Below are 24,090 nucleotides of genomic sequence, written 5' to 3'. Positions count from 1 at the left end.
ACGGCTGCGACAGGCGACGGCACCGCCGAATTCGGCTCGACGGCGCCGGTCTCACTCCTTGTCGTCGAGCATTTCGCGCACGGCGATGGCAAGCTGCTTCAACGAGAAGGGTTTGGGCAGGAAACCGAACTTGGCATCAGCCGGCAGGTTTTTCGCGAAGGCATCCTCGGCATAACCTGAAACGAAGATGAATTTCAGGTCTGGATAGGACTTGCGCAGCTCTCTCAGCAGCGACGGGCCGTCCATCTCAGGCATCACGACGTCGGAAACGACAATATCCACTTTGCCTTCCAGTTCCTCCATCACCTCCAGCGCCTCTGTGCCGGAGCCTGCCTCGTGCACGGTGTAGCCGCGCGTTTCCAGCATGCGCTTGCCGCCACGCCGCACCGCCTCTTCGTCTTCCACCAGCAGCACGACGGCGGATTTGCCTGTGAGGTCCAGCGGCTCCTCCTTCACCGGCTCGGCCGCGGCGACCGGCGCAAGCGCCGCCTCGCCTGGCTGCTGTCCAGTGCCGGGAACCGCCTCCACCATGTGGCGCGGCAGGTAGATGCGGAAGGCCGTTCCCTTACCCACTTCCGATTCGGGATAAATATAGCCGCCGGACTGTTTGACGATGCCGTAGACCATCGACAGCCCGAGGCCCGTGCCCTTGCCCACTTCCTTGGTGGTGAAGAACGGTTCGAAAATCTTGTCCATGATCTCCGGCGGGATGCCCGTGCCGTTATCGGCAACTTCCACCATCACCATGTCTTCGGCCGGGAATTCGGGACGGCCGAGCGCGGCGATCTCTTCTGCGTCGACGTTGCGTGTCCTGATGGTGATCTTGCCGCCATCGGGCATGGCGTCGCGTGCATTGACGCAGAGATTGATGAGCACCTGCTCGAACTGCGACAGGTCTGTTTTCACCGGCCACAGGTCCCGGCCATAATCGACCTCCAGCTTGACATTGGTGCCGGAAATCAGCCTGTCCACCAGCATGCGCAGATCGCCGATCACATCCGTCAGGTTGAGGATTGCCGGGCGCATCGTCTGCTTGCGCGAGAATGCCAGAAGCTGGCGCACCAGTACGGCGGCGCGGTTGGCGTTTCGCTTGATCTCCATCAGATCGGCGAAGCTCGGATCGGCCGGACGCGCCTGCAAGAGCAGATGGTCGGACGACAGCAGGATGGCGGTCAACACGTTGTTGAAATCGTGGGCGATGCCGCCTGCGAGCGTGCCCACCGCGTTCATCTTCTGCGTCTGCGCCATCTGGGTTTCGAGCGCCTTCTGCTCGGTCACCTCTATCGCATAGACGATTGCCACCTCTTCCGGCGCCTCGTCGTCCTGGTCGATGACGGCATTGACGTAGAAACGGAAATGCCTCGTCTCGTCGCTCGGATGGCGGGAATCGAAGGGCGCGATATCGCCCTGACGGTCCTTGGCCTCGGCGAGCGCCTGTTCAAGGCGCGGCTTTTCATTGTCGTGAAGGACTGTCTCGAGTGCCACGCCGCGATCAATATCGTCGCGCCCGACAACGCCGGAGAACAGCTTGAGGAAAGGCGCATTGATGCGCAGGATGCGTCCATCGCCGTCAAGCGAGGCAATCGCCATCGGCGTATTGTTGAAAAAGCGCGTGAAGCGCATGGCGGAGGAAGATTCGGTATCCTCCTGCCCCTTGGGCCGCATCAGGACGATGGTACGGCTCTCGCCGGGCGCGCCGTCCTTTGCCGTGACCTGGTGGACGAGGCGGGCCGGCATGCTCTGGCCATTCACCCGGCGCATGTCGAGATCGAGGATTTCGGTGCGCTTTGCTGAACCCTGGGGCTGGACGGATTCGATCAGCGCCATACCCTCGCCGGCGACGATGTCCGAGACCGTCATCGAGCCTGGCGAAAACTGTGCGAGATCGATGCCGAGCCATTCCGACAGAGTGGCGTTCAGATAAACGATCTCACCCTTGCGACCGGCGGAAAAGAAACCGGCCGGCGCGTGGTCGAGGTAATCGATGGCATTCTGCAATTCGCGGAAAAAGCGCTCCTGATCTTCGCGCTCTGGCGTGATATCGGCAATCTGGAAGACATGCAGCCCCTCGCCGCCCGAATCCTTCAGCACCCTGCCCTTCAGCCTGTACCAGTGTGGCCCCGCATTGGAATCCTCGCCCAGCGGTTTCAGCAGGCGAAATTCTTCGTAGCCGTCGCGGCCTTCGCGCAGCATGTTGATGAGACGGTAAAGAGCCTCCGTCGCTTCCCGGCTGCGCGACAGCAATGTTTCAAGACTCTGGATATCGCTCGCCTTGGTGGTGCCGCTCATCCTGCAATAGGTGGCGTTGGCATAAACCATATGCCCCTTGGCATCTGTTATCAGCGTACCATCGGGGTGGGCAGAGAGAAACCGGCGTGCAAGCCCATCAGATTGCGATTGCGGCATGACCTCAATGAAACCGATGATCGACGACACCAGAAAGAAAATGCCCATCATTGCCAGCACACCAAGAATGCCGAGCACGATTTCGTTTTCGAGAGAATCCTTGAAATAGACAAAGGCGGCGGCAGCCGCGATCAGCACCAGCGCCAGCAGCAGAATGCGCAACACCGTGCCGGAACGGGCACGCCTGTCCACCAGCGGAAGGTCGTTGTCGCTTGTCTCGCGCACCCGTGTCATCTTGGCCTCGCAGTCGTGCAGGTCTTCATTCGAACAGTCCCGCACTCCGGACGGAATCGGGCAGCAGAATTTCTTGTAGCAACTCGCTCGACCCTCAAAAAGCTCCGCAGTGACACAAAGGCTTAAAACGCACAGCGAAAACGGCTTCAAAACCGCATATCAGCCTCAAAAGACTAATGGCGCGTGCAGGTGAGTTCCCTCACCTGGCATTGGATCCGCGGCGCGGAGCACTCAATCCTGCCGTCACTGACAGTGCAGACCGAACATCCATCGGTAAAGTCCACACACGATGGGTTGTCCCGAACGAACTCATCCATCGTGAAAACCTTGCCTGGCGCCTTATCATCCGCCGCTGCCGAACAGGAAATCAACAGGGCGGCAGTGCAGCGCCTCAGTACGGGTCCGACGAGACGGGATCGTAACATGGCAAGCGCTCCCTTCTATTGGAAGAATTGCAACTTTCGCTCTCGCCCAGCATTGAAGGACGAGATGTGGCGCTTTGGTGGCGCCGTTGCCATCGATAAGGCGATGCCCGTGCTGAAATGAATAAACCTTGTGTTGCGCCTAAAAAAATCGTCTTTTCGTGCTTGATGTTCACATTATAAGAACCACGGCAATATTAATTGCCCAAGAAATCAAAAAGCCAAAAATCTGAAGGGATGATCTCCATGATGGAAGATTTTATCGGCACCTATGGAAACCGTCTCATCGTCGCCGTCGTCGGTGTGGGTGTGGCCCTCCTCGTTCTGGCGATTGCTCTGTGGATCCTGCGCAGACGAAGCGGTTCGGCGCCCTTTATCCGCGGCGGCCGCAACCGGCAGCCACGTTTGCAGGTGCTTGACGCCACAGCCGTCGATGCGCGTCGTCGGCTCGTGCTGGTGCGGCGCGACAATGTCGAGCATCTGGTCATGATCGGCGGCCCAACCGATATCGTCATCGAGAGCGGCATAGGCGCGATCCCGATCGTCAGGGACGTGCAGGAGCCGGAACTCAAGGCGCTCCCGCGTCAGGAAAGCGAGCCGAAAAGGACCGAGCCTTCCATCTCACCGGAACGCCGCGCCGTGCTGCCGCAGCAGCAACCGTCTCAAGCCCCTGCGCCCGCTCCGACAGCAGCGGCAGCACCACCGTCGCCGCGCCCGGCAACGCCACCGCCGCCTGCGTCCCCGCCTCCGACGGCGCGTGAATCCGCCGCGCCGGCAAGACCTGCACCTTCCGAGCGGGAGGCGGCCCGTCCTGCCCCGCCGCCAATACCGGTGACCGTAGCCGCCACGGGCGCGACTGTTCTGCCCGTCGCCGCCGCGTCGCTCCCCATCGCCCCGGAGCGGCCGGAGTTTAAGCGGGCCGAACCCTCGGCACCCGCCCCCGCACCGGTTGCGCCGCCAATCCCGGCCCAGGGACCTATAGAGACAAAGACGGCAGAGGGCGGGCCTGCGGACGTTGCGCCGCCCGTTTTTGCTGCGCGCGAGCCGGTGATCAATCAATCCATCGCAGCCGATTTTCTCGACGCTGCGCGGGAGCGGGTTCTTCCCGGTATGAGCCCGGCGGCGAGCGCACCGTCTGTCCCGTTCCCACCCAAGCCTGAGAATCCGGCTGTCGCCGCCAATGACACCGAGCCGAAATTTTCAGACGAGCTGGCCAGCGATTTCGAGAGCTTCCTCGAAGCCGAGATCGCCAAAAGCAAGGAAGCCGATAGTGACCCGGCCACTTTCCCCGTAGCGGAAAAGCAGGCAAAACCGCAGCCGGCCACGCCACCAGTCACCGGCGCATCGCCGGATGGTGACGTCCAGAAGGAGATGGCACGCATCTTCGGTGAGCTTTCGGTGACCCGCGACCGCTGAAGGGACGAATTTACCCGCCCGAGGCTATTGCGTAAAAAAGGGCACGGAAGCGTTTCCGTGCCCTTGTTCTTTTATAGTGTCACCGGTCTGACGCGGCTTAGCCTTATTCGTCGCGGTAGACTTTTTCGCGACGCTCGTGGCGCTCCTGCGCTTCGATGGAGAGGGTCGCAATCGGGCGCGCGTCCAGACGCTTGAGGCCGATGGGCTCGCCTGTTTCCTCGCAATAACCGTAAGTGCCGTCTTCGATCCGCTGAAGGGCTGCATCGATCTTTGATATCAGCTTGCGCTGACGGTCGCGGGCGCGAAGCTCGATCGCCCGGTCTGTTTCGGAAGAGGCCCGATCCGCAAGATCGGGATGGTTGGCGCTTTCTTCGGCGAGATGTCCGAGCGTCTCGCGCGCTTCTCTCAGGATATCGTTTTTCCAGGCTATGAGCTTCGCGCGAAAGTAGGCGCGCTGGCTGGCATTCATGAACTCATCGTCTTCCGAGAGCACATATTTGCTAAGATCGATCTTCTCACTCAACGCGATTCTCCTCGAAGAACATCTCAATGCGGCGGTGTATACTCCAATGATAGTGGCCGGTTCAAGTCTACAGATCAGTTTTCGGGCATTTTTAAAACTGACACAAAAATCATCTAAATGACTAATTTTTATTCTTTATTCGTATTGAAGCGATCTCTTCTTCAATCACTTCAATGCGACTTACCAACAGGAAAGAGGACTTGCGGTCCTGCAACCCAATCCTGTAGCATTCCGCCCGTGCCCTGACATTCGAACGCCGGTCCCCGCCCTTGACAGCATCTTCCCCGAGCCGAGTTTATCTTCTGCGTCACGCCAAGGCCGCCTGGGCGGCGCCGGGAGAACGGGATTTCGACCGGGGATTGAACGAGGCCGGCTTTGCCGAGGCGGAGGTCATTGCCGACCTCGCCGCCGACCGCCGCTACCGGCCCGAAGTCCTCCTGTCTTCCACGGCCGTTCGCTGCCGGCAGACAACGGAGGCCTGGCAAAGGGCCTTCAATGAAGGCATAGACATCTTCTATGTCGATGAGATGTATAATGCGCGCAGCGAAACCTATCTCTCCCTTGTCGCCGCTCAGACGGAGGCGCAGTCAGTGATGCTGGTGGGCCATAACCCCACCATGGAGGCAACGCTGGAAGCGATGATAGGCGAGGACTTGCTACATGCCGCCCTGCCCTCGGGTTTTCCGACATCGGGCCTCGCGGTTCTGGATCACAACGGCGGTGCTGCCAACGGCAGAGACCGCTGGCGGCTGGTCGATTTCCTCGCACCGGGCAAATAATCGCTTCGGCGTGCGATGAATTGTCGAAAGAAGGCGCGCTGAAAATCCGCTGGCGCGCTTCTTTTTTGGGCAACCGTATCTTCCTATATTGCAGCCGTGACCGTTTAACGCAGCCGGGAAATTGCCATTGCCGCCTTCTCTTACGTCCCTGACAGACAGTGCGCTCATTGCGTTCGATAATCTGGCCGACCGCGCGAGTAACCTCACTCACCCAACATTGCGGCTTGGTGTCACCGGCCTTTCGCGGGCGGGCAAGACGGTTTTCATCTCTTCGCTGGTCCACAATCTTCTCAACGGCGGGCGGCTGCCGCTGTTTGAGGCCGTGCGCTCCGGACGCGTTTCTAACGTGCGGCTGGAGCCGCAGCCGGACGACGCCATTCCCCGCTTTCAATATGAAGATCACATCCAGGCACTGGTGCGCGACCGGCTTTGGCCGGATTCGACGCGGGCGATCTCGGAACTCAGGATCACGCTGGATTACCAGAGGGCCAGCGGCTGGGGCCGCTGGTTCTCGGCCGGCAAGCTCTCTATCGATATCGTCGATTACCCCGGCGAATGGCTGCTCGACCTGCCGCTTCTGTCGCAGGATTACAGGCAATTCAGCGATACCACGGTCTCGCTGGCCGGAAGCGGGGTCCGCGCCGAGCTGGCACAGGAATGGCTGGCCATCGCCTCTTCGCTCGATATCAACGCGCCCGCCGACGAAATGACGGCCCGACGCTTGGCTGAAAGCTTCGCGGCCTATCTCAAGGCTTGCAAGTCCGACGAGAGATCGCTGTCCACCCTGCCGCCCGGCCGCTTCCTGATGCCCGGCGATCTGGAAGGGTCGCCCGCGCTGACCTTTGCGCCGCTTCCCGGCCTGACGGACGAAAAAGCGCCGAAAGGCTCCCTGCGCGCCATGATGGAGCGGCGCTACGACGCCTACAAGTCGATTGTCGTCAAACCCTTCTTCCGCGAGCATTTCGCCCGCCTCGACCGGCAGATCGTCCTGATCGACACGCTGCAGGCCGTCAATCGCGGTCCGGAAGCCGTTCAGGATCTGGAGCGGGCGCTGGGCGATGTTCTCGCCTGTTTCCGCCCCGGCACCAACAGCCTGCTGTCGTCGCTGATCGGCCGTCGCATCGACAAGGTGCTGATTGCGGCTACGAAGGCCGATCATCTCCATCACGAAAGCCATGACCGGCTGGAGCGCCTGACCCGGCGTCTGGTCGACCGCGCCATCACCACCATCGGCATGAATGGCGCCGGTATCGAAGTCATGGCGCTGGCTTCGGTTCGCGCCACGAGAGAGGCAAGTGTTCGACAGGATGGCCACGAACTGCCCGTCATCGTGGGCACGCCGATGGCCGGCGAAACAATCAATGGCGAGACATTTGACGGCAATCGCAAGACAGCGATCTTTCCGGGCGACCTGCCTGACGATCCGGAGCCATTGTTCCGCAGCATAGACCGGGATGGCGACAAGGCGACACTACCTGATGTCAATGTCGTGCGTTTTCGACCGCCCAACATTGACGAGCCGGGCAGCGGCGGCATTCGGCTTTCCGTTCCACATATCAGGCTCGACCGCGCCATGCAGTTCCTGTTCGGAGACAAGCTCGCATGAAAGCTCCCACACAAAACGATCCGCAGACGCGCCGCCCCGCCGCTTTCACGCTCGAGACGGAAGAGATGGCACGACCGTCCGCCACGCAGAAGCGAGCGCCGCGCAGTTTCGATGCGGAGATATCTTCGACGCCAGATGAAGACGATCCGTTTCTGGTACCTGAGGACATAGACGCTGCCGCTCTGCCCGTGGCGATCCCGAAGAAAAGCCGCTTCTCCTTCGGCAAGCTGGCGCTGGGTGCCTTGGGTGTCCTGTTCTCGCTTGCCTTCGGGCTCTGGGCGGATCAGCTCATCCGCAATCTGTTTTCCCGCTCCGACTGGCTGGGCTACACGGCAACGATCGTCCTCATCGTGGCGCTTTTTGCGGTTCTCGCCCTCGTCGGCCGCGAAGTCTTCGGCATCATGCGGCTGAATGCCGTACAATCTCTCAAGGCGGATGCCGAGACGGCAAGCCTCGACAAGAGCTCGAAACCCGCCCGCGCCATCGTCACCCGCCTGAATGCCGTCCTTTCCCATCGGGCGGAAACGGCCAAGGGGCGCGCGGCGCTGAAGGAAACCGAAAGCGATGTCATCGACGGGCCGCATCTGATCGAGCTTGCCGAACGTGAACTGCTGGTGCCGCTCGACCGACAGGCGCGGGCGCTGATTCTCAATTCATCAAAACGGGTCTCGGTTGTCACCGCCGTCAGCCCACGCGCCGTCGTCGATCTCGCTTATGTGCTGTTCGAAGTGACGCGGCTGGTGCGCGCCATGGCAGAGCTTTACGGCGGCCGTCCCGGCACGCTCGGCATGCTGAAACTCCTGCGCGATGTTGTCGCCCATCTCGCCGTCACGGGATCGATCGCCGTCGGTGACGGGCTCGCTCAACAGGTTCTCGGACACGGCCTTGCTTCGAAACTCTCCGCACGTCTCGGCGAAGGCGTCATCAATGGTCTGATGACGGCGCGAATCGGTATTGCTGCAATGGATCTTTGCCGCCCGCTGCCGTTCAGGGCTGTGAAACGGCCGGGAATCGGCGATTTCATGTCCGACCTCACGCCCGATTTAAGCAGTGGAAAAAGCGGCGAGAAAGCCTGATCGCTCGGCTTTGAGCGGTTCAAAAGGTTACGGACGACGCCGCAAATGAGAGTGAAATAAACCAAGCATTAACCATTCCGCCGGTAGATTGCAGCCTATCGAACAGGCTTCTTCGCCGGGGAAAGTATCATGTATTCGCGCTTCTTTTCGCTTGTGGGCGGACTTGCCGCCATATTGTCCGTCAGCGGCGGTTTCGGCATGTCTGACGTGCATGCCGCATCACGCGATCGCGACGACGTGTTTTTCCGCTCCGTTGCTGGCGTCTGGAAGGGTCCGGGCGAAATCGTCGCCGGCAAATACAAGGGCACGAAATTCACCTGCGACCTGACGGGCGAACCGCTTGACGACAAGCAGACCGGCATAAAGCTCGGCGGCACCTGCCGCGTCGGCGTCTTCAGCCAGCCCATGTCCGCCGTCATCAGCCAGAAGGGCAACAGCTACGAAGGCAGGTTCCTTGATGGCGCGGCCGGCAAGGGTCTGGACATCACCTCTGGACAGGTCAGCGGCGACAAGGTCGTCGTCGGCATCAACCGCGCCAAACTCAACGGTGCAATGGTTGCCCGCGTCTCCAACGACAATTCGATGAACATCACCATCTCGGTGAAGGTCGCCGATCAGATGATACCGGTCATCGGCGTCACGCTGGCGCGCGATATCGACCAGCTGGCTGTCGGCTCGATCAAGCCGTAAAGACTACAGTTTTTCAGCCATTGCCAGGCGGGAGTGTCCACCACTCCCGCTTTTCGTTTGCGCTGACAATGCCGCTCTTGTCCGCCTGCTGAAGCCATTCCCGGACGGACTTTCCCCTGACCTGGAGATCAGGCGCTATATCAGCAAGCGGCATCAGCACGAAAGCGCGCTCCGTCATGCGCGGATGCGGCACTTCAATGCTTTCCGTAACGATAGACTGGTTCCCGAAGGTCAGCACATCGATATCGATGGTGCGCGGGCCCCAACGTTCCGTCCGTACCCGTTTCATGCCTTTTTCGATATCGAGGCACCGTTCCAGCAGCGCTGGAGCCGAAAGCGAGGTCTCGACCAAAGCGCAGCAATTGAAAAAATCGGCCTGATCCGTCTTGCCCCAGGGAGGTGTGCGGTAAAGGTTGGAAACGGCCAGCAGGCGGCAATCGCCATGCGCATCGAGTTCGCGCAGTGCCCTGGCCATGGCGGCAGCCGCATCGCCGATATTGCCGCCGAGACCCAAGGCAGCGACGGTCATCGTTTCAGGCTCGGTGTTCAACGCTCACCTGTGCATAATCCAAAATACCGGGAACCGGCGCCGAGGGCTTGCGCACCGTGATGCGCAGCCAGACGATTTGCGGATAACGGGCACGCAGCGCCTTGGCGATGTCGTTCGCAAGCGCCTCTATGAGATACCGGCGCTGGCCGACGACGATCTTTTCGATGACCGCGAAAGCCACGCCATAATCGACGGTGTTCTCAATATCGTCGGTTTCCAGCGCGTCGCCCGCCTCGACCTCCATCTCGGCATCGACGAAAAAGCGCTGCCCCAACACCTCTTCCTGTTCAAGAAGACCATGACGGGCAAAGAAGGAACAGTTTTTCAGGATGATGGTATAGCGGCTCATCGCATCGCCTCCATGGCAGGACTGTTTCGCCGGAAAGCCGCACCCTCCTCGGGACATGACATTCCGGCACTCATTGATCTAGGCATCGGCCTTTGCCGACGCTTTGGCAAGAACCGCATCGGCGATTGCCAATGCATCACGCGTCGCGGCGACATTGTGCACACGAAAAATCGAAGCGCCGGCAAGCCTCAGAATCGCCGTCGTCGCAGCCGTTCCGATATCGCGTTCATCGGCCGCATCCCGGCCCGTCAGCGACCCGATAAAACGCTTGCGCGACGTGCCGGCAAGAACCGGCAGGCCAAAGGCGGCAAGCTCGCTGAAACGGGCCATCAGCTCAACGTTTTCCCGTTCGTCCTTGGCAAAACCAAAACCGGGATCCAGCGCGACGGCATCGCGGGCAACACCCGCGTCCTCGGCGATCTCGAGCGAATGATTGAGGAATTCGAACTGGTCGGCGATGACATCGGCGAGCTTCTGCCGGTCGCGGCCGGTATGCATGATGCAGACGCCCGCGCGGGTGGCGGCGACCACGCCCGCCATTTCGGCGTCTTTCTGCAAACCGAAAACGTCATTGACGATATGCGCCCCTGCCGCGATGGCGAGCCGAGCCGTCGAAGCGCGGTAGGTATCGACGGAAATCAATACATCCGTCTCGCGGCGCAATTTCTCGATGACGGGCAGCACCCGATCCTGCTCCTCGGTTTCCGTTACCGCGGCAGCCCCGGGCCTGGTGGACTCGCCGCCGATATCGATGATGTCGGCTCCTTCTTCCACGCAGGTCAGCGCATGGGAAAAAGCCGCATCGACGGCGAGATAACGACCGCCATCCGAAAAGGAATCGGGCGTTGCGTTGACGATGGCCATAATACGGCCACGCCCATCAAGTTTCAGGGAGCGGCCATGGGCCGCTTGCCACGCGTTGCTGCCGGCTGTTATCACGTAACACGTGCCTTTCGGAATAACGGAGTGTTATGCCAATTCTTATAAGTTCCGCTCCGCCTATGCAGCAAACGTTTTTCAAGTTCAACCGGAAGGCCGGGTCATGACCAAATCATCACGTGCTCTTTGCGCCGCTTTGGCGGTCACAGTCGCACTTTCCATCCCCGGACCGGCTTTTTCCGAAACCATCGTCCGCAAGACCTATTCCTATTTTTCGATCAGCGGCAAAACCGCCGCCGACCTCGACCAGCAGCTTTCCAGGCACGGCCCTCTGACCCGCAATACCGGCGCGCGCCATCCGGGCGCGACCGAAATCAAATTCGGCGGCGAACTCACCTATGTCGAGAAAAACGGCCTTTGCAGCGTCGGAACCGCCAAAGTGGTGCTCAACACCCGTATTCTCCTGCCGCAATGGAAAAACCGCCGCCGCACCACGGCGGAACTGGCCTTCATCTGGGATACGCTGCTTGCCGATATCAAGCGCCACGAGGAACGGCATGCCGAAATCGCCCGCACTCACGCCCGTTCGCTCGAACGGCAGCTGACCGCGCTTCGCCCTCAGAAAAACTGTGAAACGCTGCAGGAAATGGTTGGCAAGATCACCCAGACGGTGATGGACGAGCACGACAGGGACCAGATGCGGTTCGACGTGGTGGAATCGCGAAATTTCGATGCCCGCATGACACGGCTCCTGAAAAACCGGCTCGAACAGGGACAGAGCCGCCGCTGAGAGGCCTGCGCCTTTCTTCCGACAAAGCTGAATGATTGGCCGACTGACGTTACGTGATGTCCGATCTCACCCGTGACTTCTGGTGATGGTGCGTCCGGCGAGACTCATTGTACGTTCTACGTACGGTTTCGGACCATCCTGTCTCAAAAGCTTTGATGGTCGCAGCCGCCTCCGGTTCTCCCGGTGCGCACTTGAGGGCTCGCAGGTGTTTCCTCCCTCGCCTGCATGCTGCGTACCCGCCTCGCCCCGCTCCCCGCTACCTTGGTGAGCGGGGCTTTTTCTGCCGCAAAGCCGTTTCGTCTCAGCCCTGGCGCTCAGGAACGTGAACGACGAGACCGTCAAGGTCGTCGCTCATCTTGATCTGACAGGAAAGACGCGAAGTCGGCCGCACGTCGAAAGCGAAATCCAGCATGTCTTCTTCCATCGGCTCCGGCCCGCCAACGCGCTCCGACCAGGCGTCGTCGACATAGACATGACAGGTGGCGCAGGCGCAGGCACCGCCACATTCCGCGTCGATGCCAGGGATGGAGTTGCGCACGGCATTCTCCATCACGGTGGAACCGTTGCTCACGTCGAGTTCATGGGGCGTGCCGTCAAAGGCAACGATTGTCAGTTTTGTCATGCCGAAATCCAGAATGTGATCTAAGAACTGTTCTAAACACATAGAAAGGCCGGTTCGCCTTGGCAACCCGCTTGGAGGGCGCCCAGGGCCTAAACCGGCCTTGCGAAACCGCAATTTTGATTAGTTACGCCTCAGCGGCAAAGTTTCAGGATGAAATTTTCCGCCTCGACAATGGCGGCCGCAAGCTTTGCAATCGCGGCGCTGTCATTGCCACCAGCCTCCACGGCGGCGGCAGCCACAGAAACATCAAAGGCGCCGACAGCCTGTGCTGCGCCCTTCAAGCGGTGCGCGGTCGCCTTCACGCCCGTGTCGCCGGCGCCCGCCATTTCGTGCAGCGCGGCGCGCGCATTGCGGCTGAACAGTTGCAGCACCTCGATCTCAAGATCCTTGTCGCCCATCGTCTGACGGGCCAGATGATCGAAATCGATAGGCTTTTTTCCAGTGACCGGCGCGCCGCCGCAATTATCGGGCGCTTCGAAAGCGATACTGACTGCTGCCATGTCTCAAATTCCTGTCTTGCCGTTTCCTGTTTCGTGTCACATCTGTGTCGTATTCAGGCATCCTAACCCGTGCTATCGGCTTAAATTACGGCGTGACGCGGCTGAAAATCTTCTGCTATGGTTAATTTATGTTAAACTTATGCGAAACAAGGCGTTCAGCGTGAAACTCAGGTTTAAAAACTGTTAAAAAGCCGACACTTCGCCACCACCGCAAATCCGCATTAATTGTTTCGAACACCTAAATGTGTCACTACGGTACTGCTGTTGCTGCGAGGCCTAAGCACAAGCTTTGTTATTGCGGCACAGTGTTGTAATTTCGCCCGAAAGCTGGATCACCAGCATTCGGGATTTGGTAAGTGGCGGGATTGTTCTCTCTTGGAGGGACATGTTCCGCTGGCATGATGGCGGCAGTCCGCCTGCATAGGCAGGCGGTCCAACGGCATGAAGCCGGGCGTATGTGTAACGAGGCGTAACCGCATGGCGAATAACAAGATCAGCGACTCTGTCGACGAGACTGCTTTCCAGGCATTGGAAGATGCCCTGCAGCTTGGCGCTTTCGAAGAAAAGCCGGAGACGCGGAAGACTGCAGCGCCGAAGCAGCCGGAGGCCAGAGTGAAGGAAGCCAGCAGACCGAACCCTGCTCCCGAAGTCGCGCGCACGCCTGTCGAACCGGCGCCGAAATCGCCCAATCTCGAAGCGGCCAATGACGGGTCCAAGCGCAGCCCGGCCATGATCCTCAAATCGCTGGAAGGCGGGTCCATCGGCGGCGCGCTTCGCAACGCTACGATCATGTCGGTCATATGGGCGCTCGGCGGCCTTGGCATCGCGCATCTTCTTTACGGCAATGCGCTCTGGAATATCGGTTCGCTTTCCGACCTTGCCGCGATCCCCGGCCTGATGGCGATCGTCGTCGGCATTCTGGTGCCGGTCATGTTGTTTTTCGCCTTCGCCATCATGATGGCGCGTGCCCGCGATCTGCGCAACGCCGCCCGCTCCATGGCGGAAGTCGCGCTTCGGCTTGCCGAACCCGAAACCGTTGCCTCTGACCGCATCATGTCCGTTGGCCAGGCGGTTCGCCGTGAAGTCTCGGCCATGAATGACGGTATCGAGCGCACCATTGCGCGTGCGACGGAACTCGAAACACTCGTCCATTCCGAAGTCAATGCGCTTGAGCGCAGCTATGCGGACAATGAGCTGCGCGTGCGCAGCCTCGTGCAGGAACTGACCGCCGAACGCGACGCAATCGTCAACCATGCCGAGCGCATCCGCTCCTCCATCGTCGGCGCGCAGGAACAGATCAAGGAAGAACTCTCCATCGTCGGCGAAGAGCTTTCGATGCGGATCGCCACGACCGGCGAGGCCTTTGCGTCGATGATCGACACACGTTCGGCGGCTCTCCTGGAAAAATCGCGCGCTTCGACGGAAGCGATGGGCAGCCTGATCGCTGCCAAGACCGAGAACCTGCTTCAGGCGCTGAACTCCTCCGGCACGACGATTTCCAACGAATTCGACATGCGGCTGCATAATCTCACCTCGACGCTGGACGAACGCGGTGAAGTGCTGCTCGAGCGTTTCGCGATCCATGCCTCGACGCTCGACAGCGGCGTGGAAAGCCTCAACAGCGCGCTTGAGGAACGCACCCGCCAGCTCAATGAGACGCTTTCCAGCCGCACGCTCGAGCTCAACCGCAATATCGAACGCGGCCAGCAGATCATCGGCGGTTCGCTGGATACCGTGCTCGACAAGCTCTCCACGACGCTCGAGGAAAAAGGCCTCTCCTTCCGCCAAAGCCTGCAGAGCACGGCCGACGACGCCATCATGGATCTCGATCTCCGCTCCGGCCTCTATGAGGAACGGATGCAGGCGACGGTGGGTCAGGTCAACTCGGCCTTCGATGAACACGTGGCGCAATTCGCCAGCGCCTTCGACCAGCGCGCCGGCAGCCTCGATAGCAAGCTGATGGAAAGCCTTGCCCGGATCAACGAAACCGTGGCGGGCGGTTCTGAAGCACTAGACACCATGTTGAGCGCCGGTCTGGAACGCATCGGCACCACCATGACCGATCAGTCGCTGGCGCTCGCCACCGCGCTCGGCACGGGTCAGGAAATGCTGGAAAGCGCGCTTGAGGCCCGGACTCAGGCCTTCAGCGACGCGATCGGCCAGCGCACCGCCGAAATCACAGACGTCTTCGCCAATTCGCACGAGAAGATCGACGCCGTGCTGTCGGAACGCAGCAACGCCCTGTTCGGCGCGCTTTCGGCCAGCCAGAACCGTTTCGACGAAGCGCTCGCCAGCCGTTCCATGGCTATTACCGGCTCCGTCTCCGGCACGGCAGAACGCCTCGCTGCCATGCTCGACGAACGTGCAGCTGCGATCAACAACGTCGTCGCCGACGTGGAACGTCGCCTTGCCGAAACGCTCGAAACGCGGGCCGCAGCCATTACCGGCGCAGTCTCCGGCATCGAGGACCGCATCTCCGACACGCTGGAAAGCCGCACGGCTGTCCTGCACGACGTCGTCTCCGGAGCCGAGAGCCGTATCGCCGAAACGCTTGATGGCCGCACGGCTGCGCTTTCCAGCACCATTTCCGGCGTCGAGGAACGCATCGCCGACACCATGGACAGCCGCACGCTGTCTCTCGACATGACCTTCGCCAATGTGGAGGAACGGCTTTCCGAGACGCTCGACAACCGCACCTCCGCGCTCACCGGCATCGTGGCGAGCGCCGAAGAGAAAATTGCCGGCGCGCTGGACAGCCGCACAGCCGCGCTCGGCGATGTGGTGGCGGGCGCCGAAACCCGGATTGCAGAAACGCTGGACGGCCGCACCGCAGCCCTCAACGCCGTGGTTTCGGGTGCGGAAGAACGCATCACGGATGCACTCGACAGCCGCACGATGGCGCTGGATATGGCCTTCTCCGGAGTCGAGGAAAAAATCACCGAAACGCTCGATACACGCACCGCGGTTCTCGGCGAGTTGGTGGCCAGCGCCGAAACCCGCATCGCCGGCGCGCTCGACAGCCGGACGGATTCCCTGAAGTCAGTCGTTTCGGGCGCGGAAGAGCGCATCACCGACGTCCTCGACAGCCGCACGATGGCGCTCGACATGAGCTTCTCGGGCGTGGAGGAAAAGATCGCGGATATTCTCGACGGCCGCACCGCCGCCCTGCACAGCGCCGTTTCCGGCGTGGAAGACCGCATTGCCAGCGCGCTGGACACCCGCACGGCGGCTCTTTCCGGTATCGTATCGGGTGCGGAAGAACGCATCGCCGATGCGCTCGACAGCCGCACCATGGCGCTCGACATGACCATTTCGGGTGTCGAAGAACGGATCGCCGAAGCCATGGACGCCAGGGCGTCATCGCTTTCGCTTGCGGCGGCCGGCGTCGGCCAACGCCTGGAAGCCACTGCTTTCACGCTTGAAAATGCGCTTGCCAGCGGCCATGAGCGGCTCGAAACCATGCTTGGCTCGCAGGCCGAGCGTATTGCCGGGTCGCTGGAACGCAACAGCGGTCTGATCGAGCTAAGCGTTTCGGGCGCGGCCAACCGCATTGAAAGCGTCGTTGAGGACGGCAGCACCCGGTTTGCGCAGACCGTGGAAGAAGGCGTCTCGCGCCTCGAAAGCAATCTTTCGCAATCGCACGACGACATCCGCAGCACGCTTGAGCAGCGTCAGGCAGAAATTGCAGCCACGCTCAGCTCCGCCACGACCCAGATGGGCGACATGCTCTCCGAGCAGGCGATGATGATCGGCACCACGGTCGCCTCCAGCGCCAGCATGCTTGAACTGTCGCTCGAAACCCAGCAGGAAACGCTGCAGAAGGCGATTGACGGTAGTGCGGCAACGCTGGAAGAGCGTCTTCGCAACAGCGCCGGCGATATCGCCGTCAAGATCGGCGAAGCCGCACGCGAAATCGGCGGCGCGACGGACGCCCTCTCCTCGAAAATCGAGACCTCTATCGGCAACGTCACCACCCGTCTCGACGAAACCGGCACCCGCATCGAGACCTCTCTCGATACGCTTCAGGCACGCGTCGGCGGCGATCTCGCCAATGTGAACACGTCAATCGAGGATGCCGGCCGCCGCTTCGCCGAGGCGCTGGAAGACAAGACAGCCGTCTTTGCGCGCACCAGCGATGAGGCCGCCGAGCGGATCACCGGCATCCTGGACGAGCAGACGACCCGCGTTGCCGACACCTTCGAAAGCCGCACCAGCCGCCTGGCCGAAACCTTCGATACCGGCACGGCCCGCATCGATGAGCGCCTCGGCACGATGGACCGCGCACTGACGATCGGTCTCGAAAACGTCAATCGCACCATCGAAGGCAAGGCCACCGATCTTGCTGTCAGCCTGCGTGGGGCGGTTACCTCTGCCACGCAAAGCATCGGCGACGAAGCTGCCCGTTCCTCCGCCCTGCTGGCGAAGTCCGGCGCGGAGTTCGCCGAACAGGTGCAGGCACAGAACGAGGCCTTTACCAAGGCCATCGAGGAACGCTCGGGTGAAATCGTCAACCGTATTTCGGATGCACAGACGCGCCTCTCCGGCCAGGCTGCCGCCGTGGCGCAGACCTTCTCCGAGGCGGGCAACATCATCGTCAACAAGGTTGCCGAGGCTGAAGCCGTTGTCCGCTCACAGGTTGGTGTCATTTCCGAGACTTTGACGGGTGTTGAATCCGCCCTCGACGCGCGCGGCGAATCGATCCGTTCGGCACTGGACAACCGCACCCGCGAACTCAACTCGATGCTGGCCAGCCGCTCCGCGGAGCTGTCGCGTCTTATCGAGGAAAAGGCAAAGCCTGTCGTCGACGAATATGCCACCATCGGCCGCGAAGCCGCCGAAAAGATCGTTTCCGCCGCCCAGCAGAGCGCCGAGCTTCTGTCGCAGAGCAATAGCGGCATGGTCGGCATGGTGGAGCAGGCAATCAGCGATTATGCCGCCGCCGGAACGGATGCGGCAAGCAAGCTGGTCGCAGCCACCCGCCAGAGCACCGACATGTTGTCGGAAACCCATACTGCAATGGCGGACGCCGTCGAACAGGGTATCGACAAATATGCCCGCGCCGGAAGCGAAGCAGCCAACAAGCTGGTTGCCGCCACTCGTCAGAGCACGGATATGCTGTCGCAGACCCATAACAGCATGGCCGAAATCGTCGAACAGTCGGCAACCAACTTCAATTCGGCCGTTGAGCGCGCCGCTCAGGGCTTCGGTGCAGCGGATGAAGCGCTGAATGCGTCTGCAGCCCGTTTCTCGGAGTCCGCGTCGCAGGCCGCCGACATGGTGTCCAGTTCCAGCCGTCTGCTGGAAGGAAAGATCGACCGTCTGTCGAATATTTCCGGCCAGACGCTGGCGCAGGTCGCTGGCATCGTCAGCCGCTTCGAAGAACATTCCAAGGTGCTGAGCCAGGCATCCGAGCTGCTGAATGCCGCCCAGTCGAGCCTCGTCGGCACGCTGGAAGAACGCCAGGATGCGTTGCGCAGCCTGTCTGTCGGCCTCGTCAAGCGTTCCGAGGAAATCGAAAGCGCCATGCGCAATGTCATTGGTGTGGTAGAAACCACACTTAACGAGGCTGAAGAGCGTTCGCAAAACGTCGCCGGCAACCTGCGTGAAAATCTGCAGGCTTCCTTCTCCGATATCGGCCGCTCGCTTGATGAAACCGAACAGCGCGCCCGTTCGGCGGCACAGACCATGCGGGGCGCCCTGCTCGCCGCCGGTCAGGATGCCAGCCGCTCGATCGAGAGCACGCTCTCCGACGCGCAAAAATACTCCGACGAGCTGGTCAACCGCCTGCGCGGCGGTGTCGAATCCTCTCTCTCGGAAGTCGACAACCTTCTCGGCAGTGCTTCCGAAAAATCCAATGCGGCCGCAGCCAACCTCAAGGAAACGCTGCGCGAGGCTGTCGAGGAAGCGGTGAGCCGCTTCGCCGGCGCGACCGATGAAATCCGTCGTTCAAGCCACGATATCCGCCGCGAACTTGACGCGACCCGCGCCGAACTGAAGCGTGGCGCCTTCGACCTGCCTGAAGAAGCCAAGGAAAGTGCGGCCGCAATGCGCCGCGCCGTATCCGAGCAGATCAAGGCGCTGCAGGATATTTCCCAGCTCGTCGGCCGCTCGACGCAGCAGATGGAAGTGTCCGAGCCGGTTGCCCGCGCCATCGCCGCAACCCAGCCGGCTGTCGAGCGCCGCGTAGAGCCGCGCCCGCAGCCCGCAGCCCCGGTGCCGGTTCAACAGCAGCGCCCGGCGCAGCAGCAGCCAGCACCTGCCCTGCGCGGCACGTTGCCGCTCGAAAATCGCCAGGTCGAAAACCGGCAAGTTGAGAATCGTCAGGCACCCGCTCCGGCGCAGCCGGTCGCACCAAGCCAGGCGGGACGTCGCGAAGAAGGCGGCGGCTGGATCAGCGATCTGCTGCGCGGCGCCTCGCAGGAGACGCCCGCAGCCCCCGCACCGCGCGCCAGCACCGAGCAACAGCCGACCCGTGCAGCCGACACCCGTAATCCCCGCCACATGGTGGAATCGCTGAACTCGCTCTCCGTTGACATCGCCCGCGCCATCGATCACGATGCGTCGGTGGAACTGTGGCGCCGTTACCAGCGTGGCGAACGCGACGTCTTTACCCGTCGTCTCTACACGCTGAAAGGCCAGACGACCTTCGACGAGATCAAGCGCAAATATGAGCGTGAAGCGGAGTTCCGCACCGCCGTTGACCGCTATATCAACGATTTCGAGAAGCTGCTTGCCGATGTGGCCCGGACCGACCGCGACCGGACCGTGACACAATCCTACCTCACCTCCGATACCGGCAAGGTCTATACGATGCTTGCCCATGCGGCGGGTCGGTTTAATTGATCTGAACGACACTGAAAGAAAAACTCCGGTAAAGACCGGGGTTTTTCTTTTGTGCGAGCCAGTTGCTTCGCCATCCTTTCACGCTACGTATTTGACCAGCATGGCCTGCATCAAATCTCGAACGTGCCTGATGCAACCCGCACCGCGTGGCCGCCGATGCGGGCGCGGCCGATTTCGCCGTCCTTGATGTCCATGCGCAGGTGGATGTGAGACGGTCTTTCCATCTCCACCCCCTGCTCGATCAGAAGCGGATAATGTCCGTCAGTCAGCCCGTCGAAATGGTGGATGGCGCCGGAAAGCGCGGCGGCGGCCGAGCCGGTTGCGGGGTCTTCGGCAATGCCCATATCCGGGGAGAACATACGGGCATGGAACTTTGCGGCGTGATTGACACCGCCGCGACAGTAAATATAGGCCGCCGTCAGCAGCCCCTCAACCAGCGGTGCGGTGCGCAGCCACAGACCGGCGTCGAAATCCATATCACGCACTGCGGCGATATTATGCATCGGCACCAGCAGGAAAGGCACGCCGGCCGTCCAGATCGATGGCACATGATTTTCAAAACCGAGATGGCCTTCGCTGACACCCAGCGCATCCGCCAGGGCGGCATGATCGAGGGGCAGGTCCACCCTTGAAGATCTGCGCGGCAGATCGAATTCCGCAAAGCTGACGGCGCCGGCGCGCATTTTCACCGCGCAGCGCACGGGCCCCACCTTCTCCTCGAGTACGCAGACCATATCGATGTCGTCGTCGCCATCCCCTCGATTGCGCTCGGCAATCGCTACTGCGGCGCCGACGGTCGGATGTCCGGCGAAAGGCAATTCACCCGAGGGTGTGAATATGCGCAGGGAAGCCGCGTGCGCAGGGTTGCTGGAGCGATTGATGAAAACGGTCTCGGAGAGATTCATCTCCCGGGCGATGGCCTGCATCGTCCCCTGATCGAGGTCATCGGCATCATACATCACCGCCAGCGGGTTTCCCGCCATTTTCGTCTCGGTAAATACGTCGTAGATATTGTAGTGCAGCGCCACACCCGTCTCCTGCCATTCGACACCTCGTCTGCCTTGCGCAAACTGCATCAGGCCGCCTTACACCGCAACCCTTGTTGCGACAGGAAATCAAGAAGCTGTGGAACGGCGCGATTCAATGGCATGGCCGGGAGAACGTCTCCCCGCCCGAAAGGCCTTGTCGCCAGCGGTCGTCTTCATGTACCAAGGGTGCGTCTTGCGGCTTGCGACCGGAGGTCTTGAACGACTTTCGAAGATTGCGAACCGCTTCAACAGGTTACATTGCAGTCGCAGGCCGGGTCCCGGTCTTCGCCGTTGTCGAGGGAAGCGGATGTCGCATTCTACCTATTCACTATCCTTCGTAGCCTCCCCGACTGCGGAGGCGCAGGCGGCGCTGGAAGAGCTGAAAAGCGCTTATGGCAATACTCCGTTTGACGAAGCGGACGTCATCGTGGCTCTCGGCGGTGACGGATTCATGCTGCAGATTCTCAACGAGACGATGAATTCCGGCAAGCGTGTCTACGGCATGAACCGGGGCTCGGTCGGCTTCCTGATGAACGACTACCGGGTGGAAGGCCTCATCGAACGCATTGCGGTGGCAAGCGGCAACGATTTCCACCCCCTGCGCATGACGACGACGGATTCCGACGGCGACGAGTTTACGGCGCTCGCCATGAACGAAGTCAGCCTGTTCCGCCAATCGCATCAGGCTGCCAAGCTTCGGGTCGAGGTGGACGGCAAGGTGCGACTGGAAGAGCTGATCTGTGACGGCATGATGGTGGCGACGCCAGCAGGGTCTACGGCGTATAATTTTTCCGCCCATGGACCGATTCTGCCGCTGGAATCGCCGCTGCTTGCGCTAACGCCGGTCAGCGCTTTCCGTCCGCGGCGCTGGCGCGGCGCGCTTTTGCCGAATAAGGTCACGGTCGACATTCATGTTCTCGAACGCGACAAGCGCCCGGTGAACGCGGTGGCCGACCACACCGAGGTGAAATCCGTTCGTCATGTACGGATCGCACAATCGCAGGACAGGACGGCCAGAATTCTCTCGGATCCGGACCGTTCGTGGTCGGACCGGGTCCTCGCCGAACAGTTCAACAATTGAAGCCAACGATCGACAATGCCATGCAACTGACAAGAACCCTCATCGCAGCCTGCCTTTTCGCCGCCGCCGTGCTTCCGGCGCGGGCGCAGACTGAAGCGATTGACGCGCTGCCGGTTTCGGCGATCTTTGTCACCAGCAGCGGCATGTGGGAAGATCGTAATCTTGAGCCGGTGAAGGGGCCTGACGGACAGCTGCGGCCCCCACCTGCCTCACCAACGCGCGGCTATTACAAGGTCATCGCGATACGTCAGGGCGATGGTACGGCGAAAATTTATCTGCAGCGCATCGCCTTCACCGCCGAGGGGCCGAATCTCCTCGAAAATATCGAGCTCGAGGAATTCAGCCAGATGAAGTCCTATGTCACGGATATTCGTCCCGAAAGCTCGAATGGAGCGCCCGCCTCGCCCGGGCTTTTCGTGACGGTTTATCTCAAGACCGATCCGATGAGCAAGGAAGCGGAAAGCTGGACGATCCTGATCGACGAGCTGGGTGAGATGAAGGTCGAGAAGGCTTCGAACTAGCCCGTGATTGGCCGGTGGGCATTCGTCATGCGATAGTCTGGGTGCTCAACTCATGAGGGCCATCCAGAACTGCACCGAAATGATGCTTCCACAAGCGCGCGCCCAGTTCGCCGCTGCGGTCGAGACTCGAGCCGACCGTCAGCCACGGCAGAAGCGTGGGATGAAGTCCCGCATCGAAGAGGGCAAAACCGGCAGCCAGAACACAGGTATCGGCCTGTATGCCGCAGACCAGCACGCGGTCGAGTTTCAGCGACAGAAGATAGTCGATGGCCTCCCGTGGCGGCGCATAGCCATGTTTGATGAATATGCGATCGGCAACCACCAGCGACTCATCGTCCCTGCCCGGCTTCCAGCCCAGTTGCCGTTCAAATGGCGTCACGCTTTCGTCATGGCGTTCGACAGTGGCGAGGCTGGGCATGGTCTGCGCGAGACTGGATATCTCGGCAACCAGCGTTGCCGGAGGATTGAAGCTCGGCTGGACGTCGACGATATAGAGCGCCTGATTCATGCATCTCCTCCAATGAAAAACCCCTCGCAATGGGTTCGCGAGGGGTGATCTTTTTCGATCGACGCGCCTGGGGCCTCAGTCGATATCCGCCACGTCCACATCCGCACCGCCGCTGATGCGGTGGGCAAGAGCGGCTTCCATGAATTCGTTCAGGTCGCCATCCAGCACGTTGCCGGGCGCCGTGCTTTCCACGCCGGTACGCAGATCCTTCACCAGCTGGTAAGGCTGCAGGACGTAGGAGCGAATCTGGTGGCCCCAGCCGATATCGGTCTTGGATGCCGCCTGCGCATTGGCCGCTTCTTCCCGCTTCTGCAGCTCCACCTCATAAAGGCGGGCGCGCAGCATGTCCCACGCCTTGGCGCGGTTCTTGTGCTGGGAGCGTTCCTGCTGGCAGGCGACGGCAATACCGGTCGGAATGTGCGTGATGCGCACGGCCGAGTCCGTGGTGTTGACGTGCTGACCGCCCGCACCGGACGAACGATAGGTATCGATGCGGCAATCGCTTTCATTGATATCGATCTGGATCGAATCGTCGACGACGGGGTAAACCCAGACGGAAGAGAACGACGTGTGGCGACGCGCGTTGCTGTCATACGGCGAAATGCGGACGAGGCGATGCACACCCGATTCCGTCTTCAGCCAGCCAAAGGCATTATGTCCCTTGACGAGGATCGTCGCGGACTTGATGCCGGCTTCTTCGCCATCGTGGACTTCCAGAACCTCGACCTTGAAACCTTCACGGTCGGCCCAGCGGGTATACATGCGCAGCAGCATGTTCGCCCAGTCCTGGCTTTCGGTGCCGCCAGCGCCGGAGTGCACTTCGAGATAGGTATCATTGCCGTCGGCCTCGCCTGAGAGCATGGCTTCCACCTGACGGCGGTTTGCCTCGCTCTTCAACGCCTTCAGCGCGTCTTCGGCGTCCTTGACGATTTCATCATCGCCCTCCATCTCGCCGAGTTCGATCAGCTCCATATTGTCCCGGAGCTGCTGCTCCAGCGCCTTGACGCCATTGATGCTGTCATCGAGCTGCTGGCGCTCGCGCATCAACTTCTGCGCCTCTGCTGCATCGTTCCAGAGGGTCGGATCCTCTGCCTTGTTGTTCAACCAGTCCAGTCGTCTTATCGCCTGGTCCCAGTCAAAGATGCCTCCTCAGCAGGCTTATGGCCTGCTTGATTTCGTCGACTACGTTCACGATTTCATTGCGCATTTCGCTGGTTCTTCACCTTCATTGAAACTCGTTGCTCAAATAAATGCGGGGGGCGCGGAT

19 protein-coding genes are annotated in these 24,090 nt (G+C 60.9%); 9 read left to right on the top strand and 10 right to left on the bottom strand.

Annotation, left to right across the window (positions count from 1 at the left end; translation table 11 throughout):
• Positions 1–51 precede the first annotated feature (51 nt).
• The gene (gene cckA / locus K7A42_RS19955) at positions 52–2,640 is read right to left on the bottom strand and encodes a cell cycle histidine kinase CckA (RefSeq protein WP_207589152.1); all 2,589 of its coding nucleotides are present in this window, start codon (positions 2,638–2,640) and stop codon (positions 52–54) included.
• Between the two features lie 659 nt (positions 2,641–3,299).
• On the opposite strand from cckA, the gene K7A42_RS19950 reads away from it, so the two are divergent.
• Positions 3,300–4,478 (top strand): flagellar biosynthetic protein FliO, encoded by a 1,179-nt coding sequence (locus tag K7A42_RS19950; RefSeq protein ID WP_282455742.1) that lies wholly within the window; start codon positions 3,300–3,302, stop codon positions 4,476–4,478.
• 103 nt (positions 4,479–4,581) lie between these two features.
• Here K7A42_RS19950 and dksA read toward each other — a convergent pair whose 3' ends face one another.
• A complete protein-coding gene (dksA, locus tag K7A42_RS19945; RefSeq protein WP_004441503.1) occupies positions 4,582–5,001 on the bottom strand; it encodes an RNA polymerase-binding protein DksA in 420 nt (139 codons plus the stop codon).
• Positions 5,002–5,303: 302 nt separating this feature from the next.
• On the opposite strand from dksA, the gene K7A42_RS19940 reads away from it, so the two are divergent.
• The 4 genes from K7A42_RS19940 (at position 5,304) to K7A42_RS19925 (ending at position 9,152) form a co-directional block, all read left to right on the top strand.
• Positions 5,304–5,780 carry a SixA phosphatase family protein gene (locus tag K7A42_RS19940; RefSeq protein WP_282455859.1) on the top strand — a complete coding sequence of 159 codons (477 nt, stop codon included), beginning with the start codon at positions 5,304–5,306 and terminating at the stop codon, positions 5,778–5,780.
• A gap of 127 nt (positions 5,781–5,907) precedes the next feature.
• On the top strand, positions 5,908–7,386 hold the full coding sequence (locus K7A42_RS19935; protein ID WP_282455741.1) for a YcjX family protein: 1,479 nt from the start codon (positions 5,908–5,910) through the stop codon (positions 7,384–7,386).
• The gene (locus K7A42_RS19930; protein WP_282455740.1) at positions 7,383–8,462 is read left to right on the top strand and encodes a YcjF family protein; all 1,080 of its coding nucleotides are present in this window, start codon (positions 7,383–7,385) and stop codon (positions 8,460–8,462) included. Before K7A42_RS19935 ends, K7A42_RS19930 begins: the two co-directional genes overlap by 4 nt.
• Before the next feature lie 129 nt (positions 8,463–8,591).
• A complete protein-coding gene (locus tag K7A42_RS19925) occupies positions 8,592–9,152 on the top strand; it encodes a hypothetical protein (RefSeq protein ID WP_004441493.1) in 561 nt (186 codons plus the stop codon).
• Between the two features lie 13 nt (positions 9,153–9,165).
• Here K7A42_RS19925 and folK read toward each other — a convergent pair whose 3' ends face one another.
• From folK to folP, 3 genes are all read right to left on the bottom strand, one after another.
• Entirely contained in the window at positions 9,166–9,681 is a 516-nt protein-coding gene (gene folK, locus K7A42_RS19920; protein WP_282455739.1) for a 2-amino-4-hydroxy-6-hydroxymethyldihydropteridine diphosphokinase, read from the bottom strand.
• Between the two features lie 4 nt (positions 9,682–9,685).
• Positions 9,686–10,051 (bottom strand): dihydroneopterin aldolase, encoded by a 366-nt coding sequence (folB, locus tag K7A42_RS19915; protein ID WP_003502532.1) that lies wholly within the window; start codon positions 10,049–10,051, stop codon positions 9,686–9,688.
• A gap of 78 nt (positions 10,052–10,129) precedes the next feature.
• A complete protein-coding gene (gene folP, locus K7A42_RS19910; RefSeq protein WP_107339723.1) occupies positions 10,130–10,915 on the bottom strand; it encodes a dihydropteroate synthase in 786 nt (261 codons plus the stop codon).
• Positions 10,916–11,093: 178 nt separating this feature from the next.
• Between folP and K7A42_RS19905 the strand changes: the two genes are divergently transcribed.
• The gene (locus K7A42_RS19905) at positions 11,094–11,720 is read left to right on the top strand and encodes a DUF922 domain-containing Zn-dependent protease (RefSeq protein WP_282455738.1); all 627 of its coding nucleotides are present in this window, start codon (positions 11,094–11,096) and stop codon (positions 11,718–11,720) included.
• Between the two features lie 301 nt (positions 11,721–12,021).
• Here the strand turns inward: K7A42_RS19905 and K7A42_RS19900 are convergent, their stop codons facing one another.
• The gene (locus tag K7A42_RS19900) at positions 12,022–12,342 is read right to left on the bottom strand and encodes a 2Fe-2S iron-sulfur cluster-binding protein (protein ID WP_006697584.1); all 321 of its coding nucleotides are present in this window, start codon (positions 12,340–12,342) and stop codon (positions 12,022–12,024) included.
• 131 nt (positions 12,343–12,473) lie between these two features.
• Positions 12,474–12,842, bottom strand: coding sequence for an Hpt domain-containing protein (locus K7A42_RS19895; RefSeq protein WP_022556070.1), 369 nt, complete (start codon positions 12,840–12,842; stop codon positions 12,474–12,476).
• A 477-nt stretch (positions 12,843–13,319) separates the two neighbouring features.
• On the opposite strand from K7A42_RS19895, the gene K7A42_RS19890 reads away from it, so the two are divergent.
• Positions 13,320–19,685, top strand: a complete 6,366-nt coding sequence (locus K7A42_RS19890; RefSeq protein ID WP_282455737.1) for a hypothetical protein — start codon at positions 13,320–13,322, stop codon at positions 19,683–19,685.
• Positions 19,686–19,795: 110 nt separating this feature from the next.
• On the opposite strand, the gene K7A42_RS19885 is transcribed toward K7A42_RS19890, so the two are convergent.
• Positions 19,796–20,713 carry a PhzF family phenazine biosynthesis protein gene (locus K7A42_RS19885; protein ID WP_006698029.1) on the bottom strand — a complete coding sequence of 306 codons (918 nt, stop codon included), beginning with the start codon at positions 20,711–20,713 and terminating at the stop codon, positions 19,796–19,798.
• A 307-nt stretch (positions 20,714–21,020) separates the two neighbouring features.
• Between K7A42_RS19885 and K7A42_RS19880 the strand changes: the two genes are divergently transcribed.
• Complete coding sequence (locus tag K7A42_RS19880; RefSeq protein WP_022556066.1) at positions 21,021–21,794, top strand: NAD kinase; 774 nt, start codon at positions 21,021–21,023, stop codon at positions 21,792–21,794.
• Between the two features lie 20 nt (positions 21,795–21,814).
• Positions 21,815–22,315, top strand: a complete 501-nt coding sequence (locus K7A42_RS19875) for a hypothetical protein (protein ID WP_173614594.1) — start codon at positions 21,815–21,817, stop codon at positions 22,313–22,315.
• Between the two features lie 25 nt (positions 22,316–22,340).
• Here K7A42_RS19875 and K7A42_RS19870 read toward each other — a convergent pair whose 3' ends face one another.
• Both K7A42_RS19870 and prfB read right to left on the bottom strand, forming a co-directional pair.
• A complete protein-coding gene (locus K7A42_RS19870) occupies positions 22,341–22,823 on the bottom strand; it encodes a cysteine hydrolase family protein (protein WP_184285444.1) in 483 nt (160 codons plus the stop codon).
• A 75-nt stretch (positions 22,824–22,898) separates the two neighbouring features.
• Positions 22,899–24,030, bottom strand: a protein-coding gene (gene prfB / locus K7A42_RS19865) for a peptide chain release factor 2 (protein ID WP_282455736.1) whose coding sequence is annotated in 2 segments (ribosomal slippage) — positions 22,899–23,960 and positions 23,962–24,030 — 1,131 coding nt in all. Because the reading frame shifts where the segments join, the coding sequence is not laid out codon by codon here.
• Between the last annotated feature and the right edge of the window lie 60 nt (positions 24,031–24,090).

It is taken from the genome of Agrobacterium sp. InxBP2, assembly GCF_026191755.1.
Taxonomy (GTDB): Bacteria; Pseudomonadota; Alphaproteobacteria; order Rhizobiales; family Rhizobiaceae; genus Agrobacterium; species Agrobacterium pusense.
This window is presented reverse-complemented; position numbering and strand designations above follow the sequence as displayed.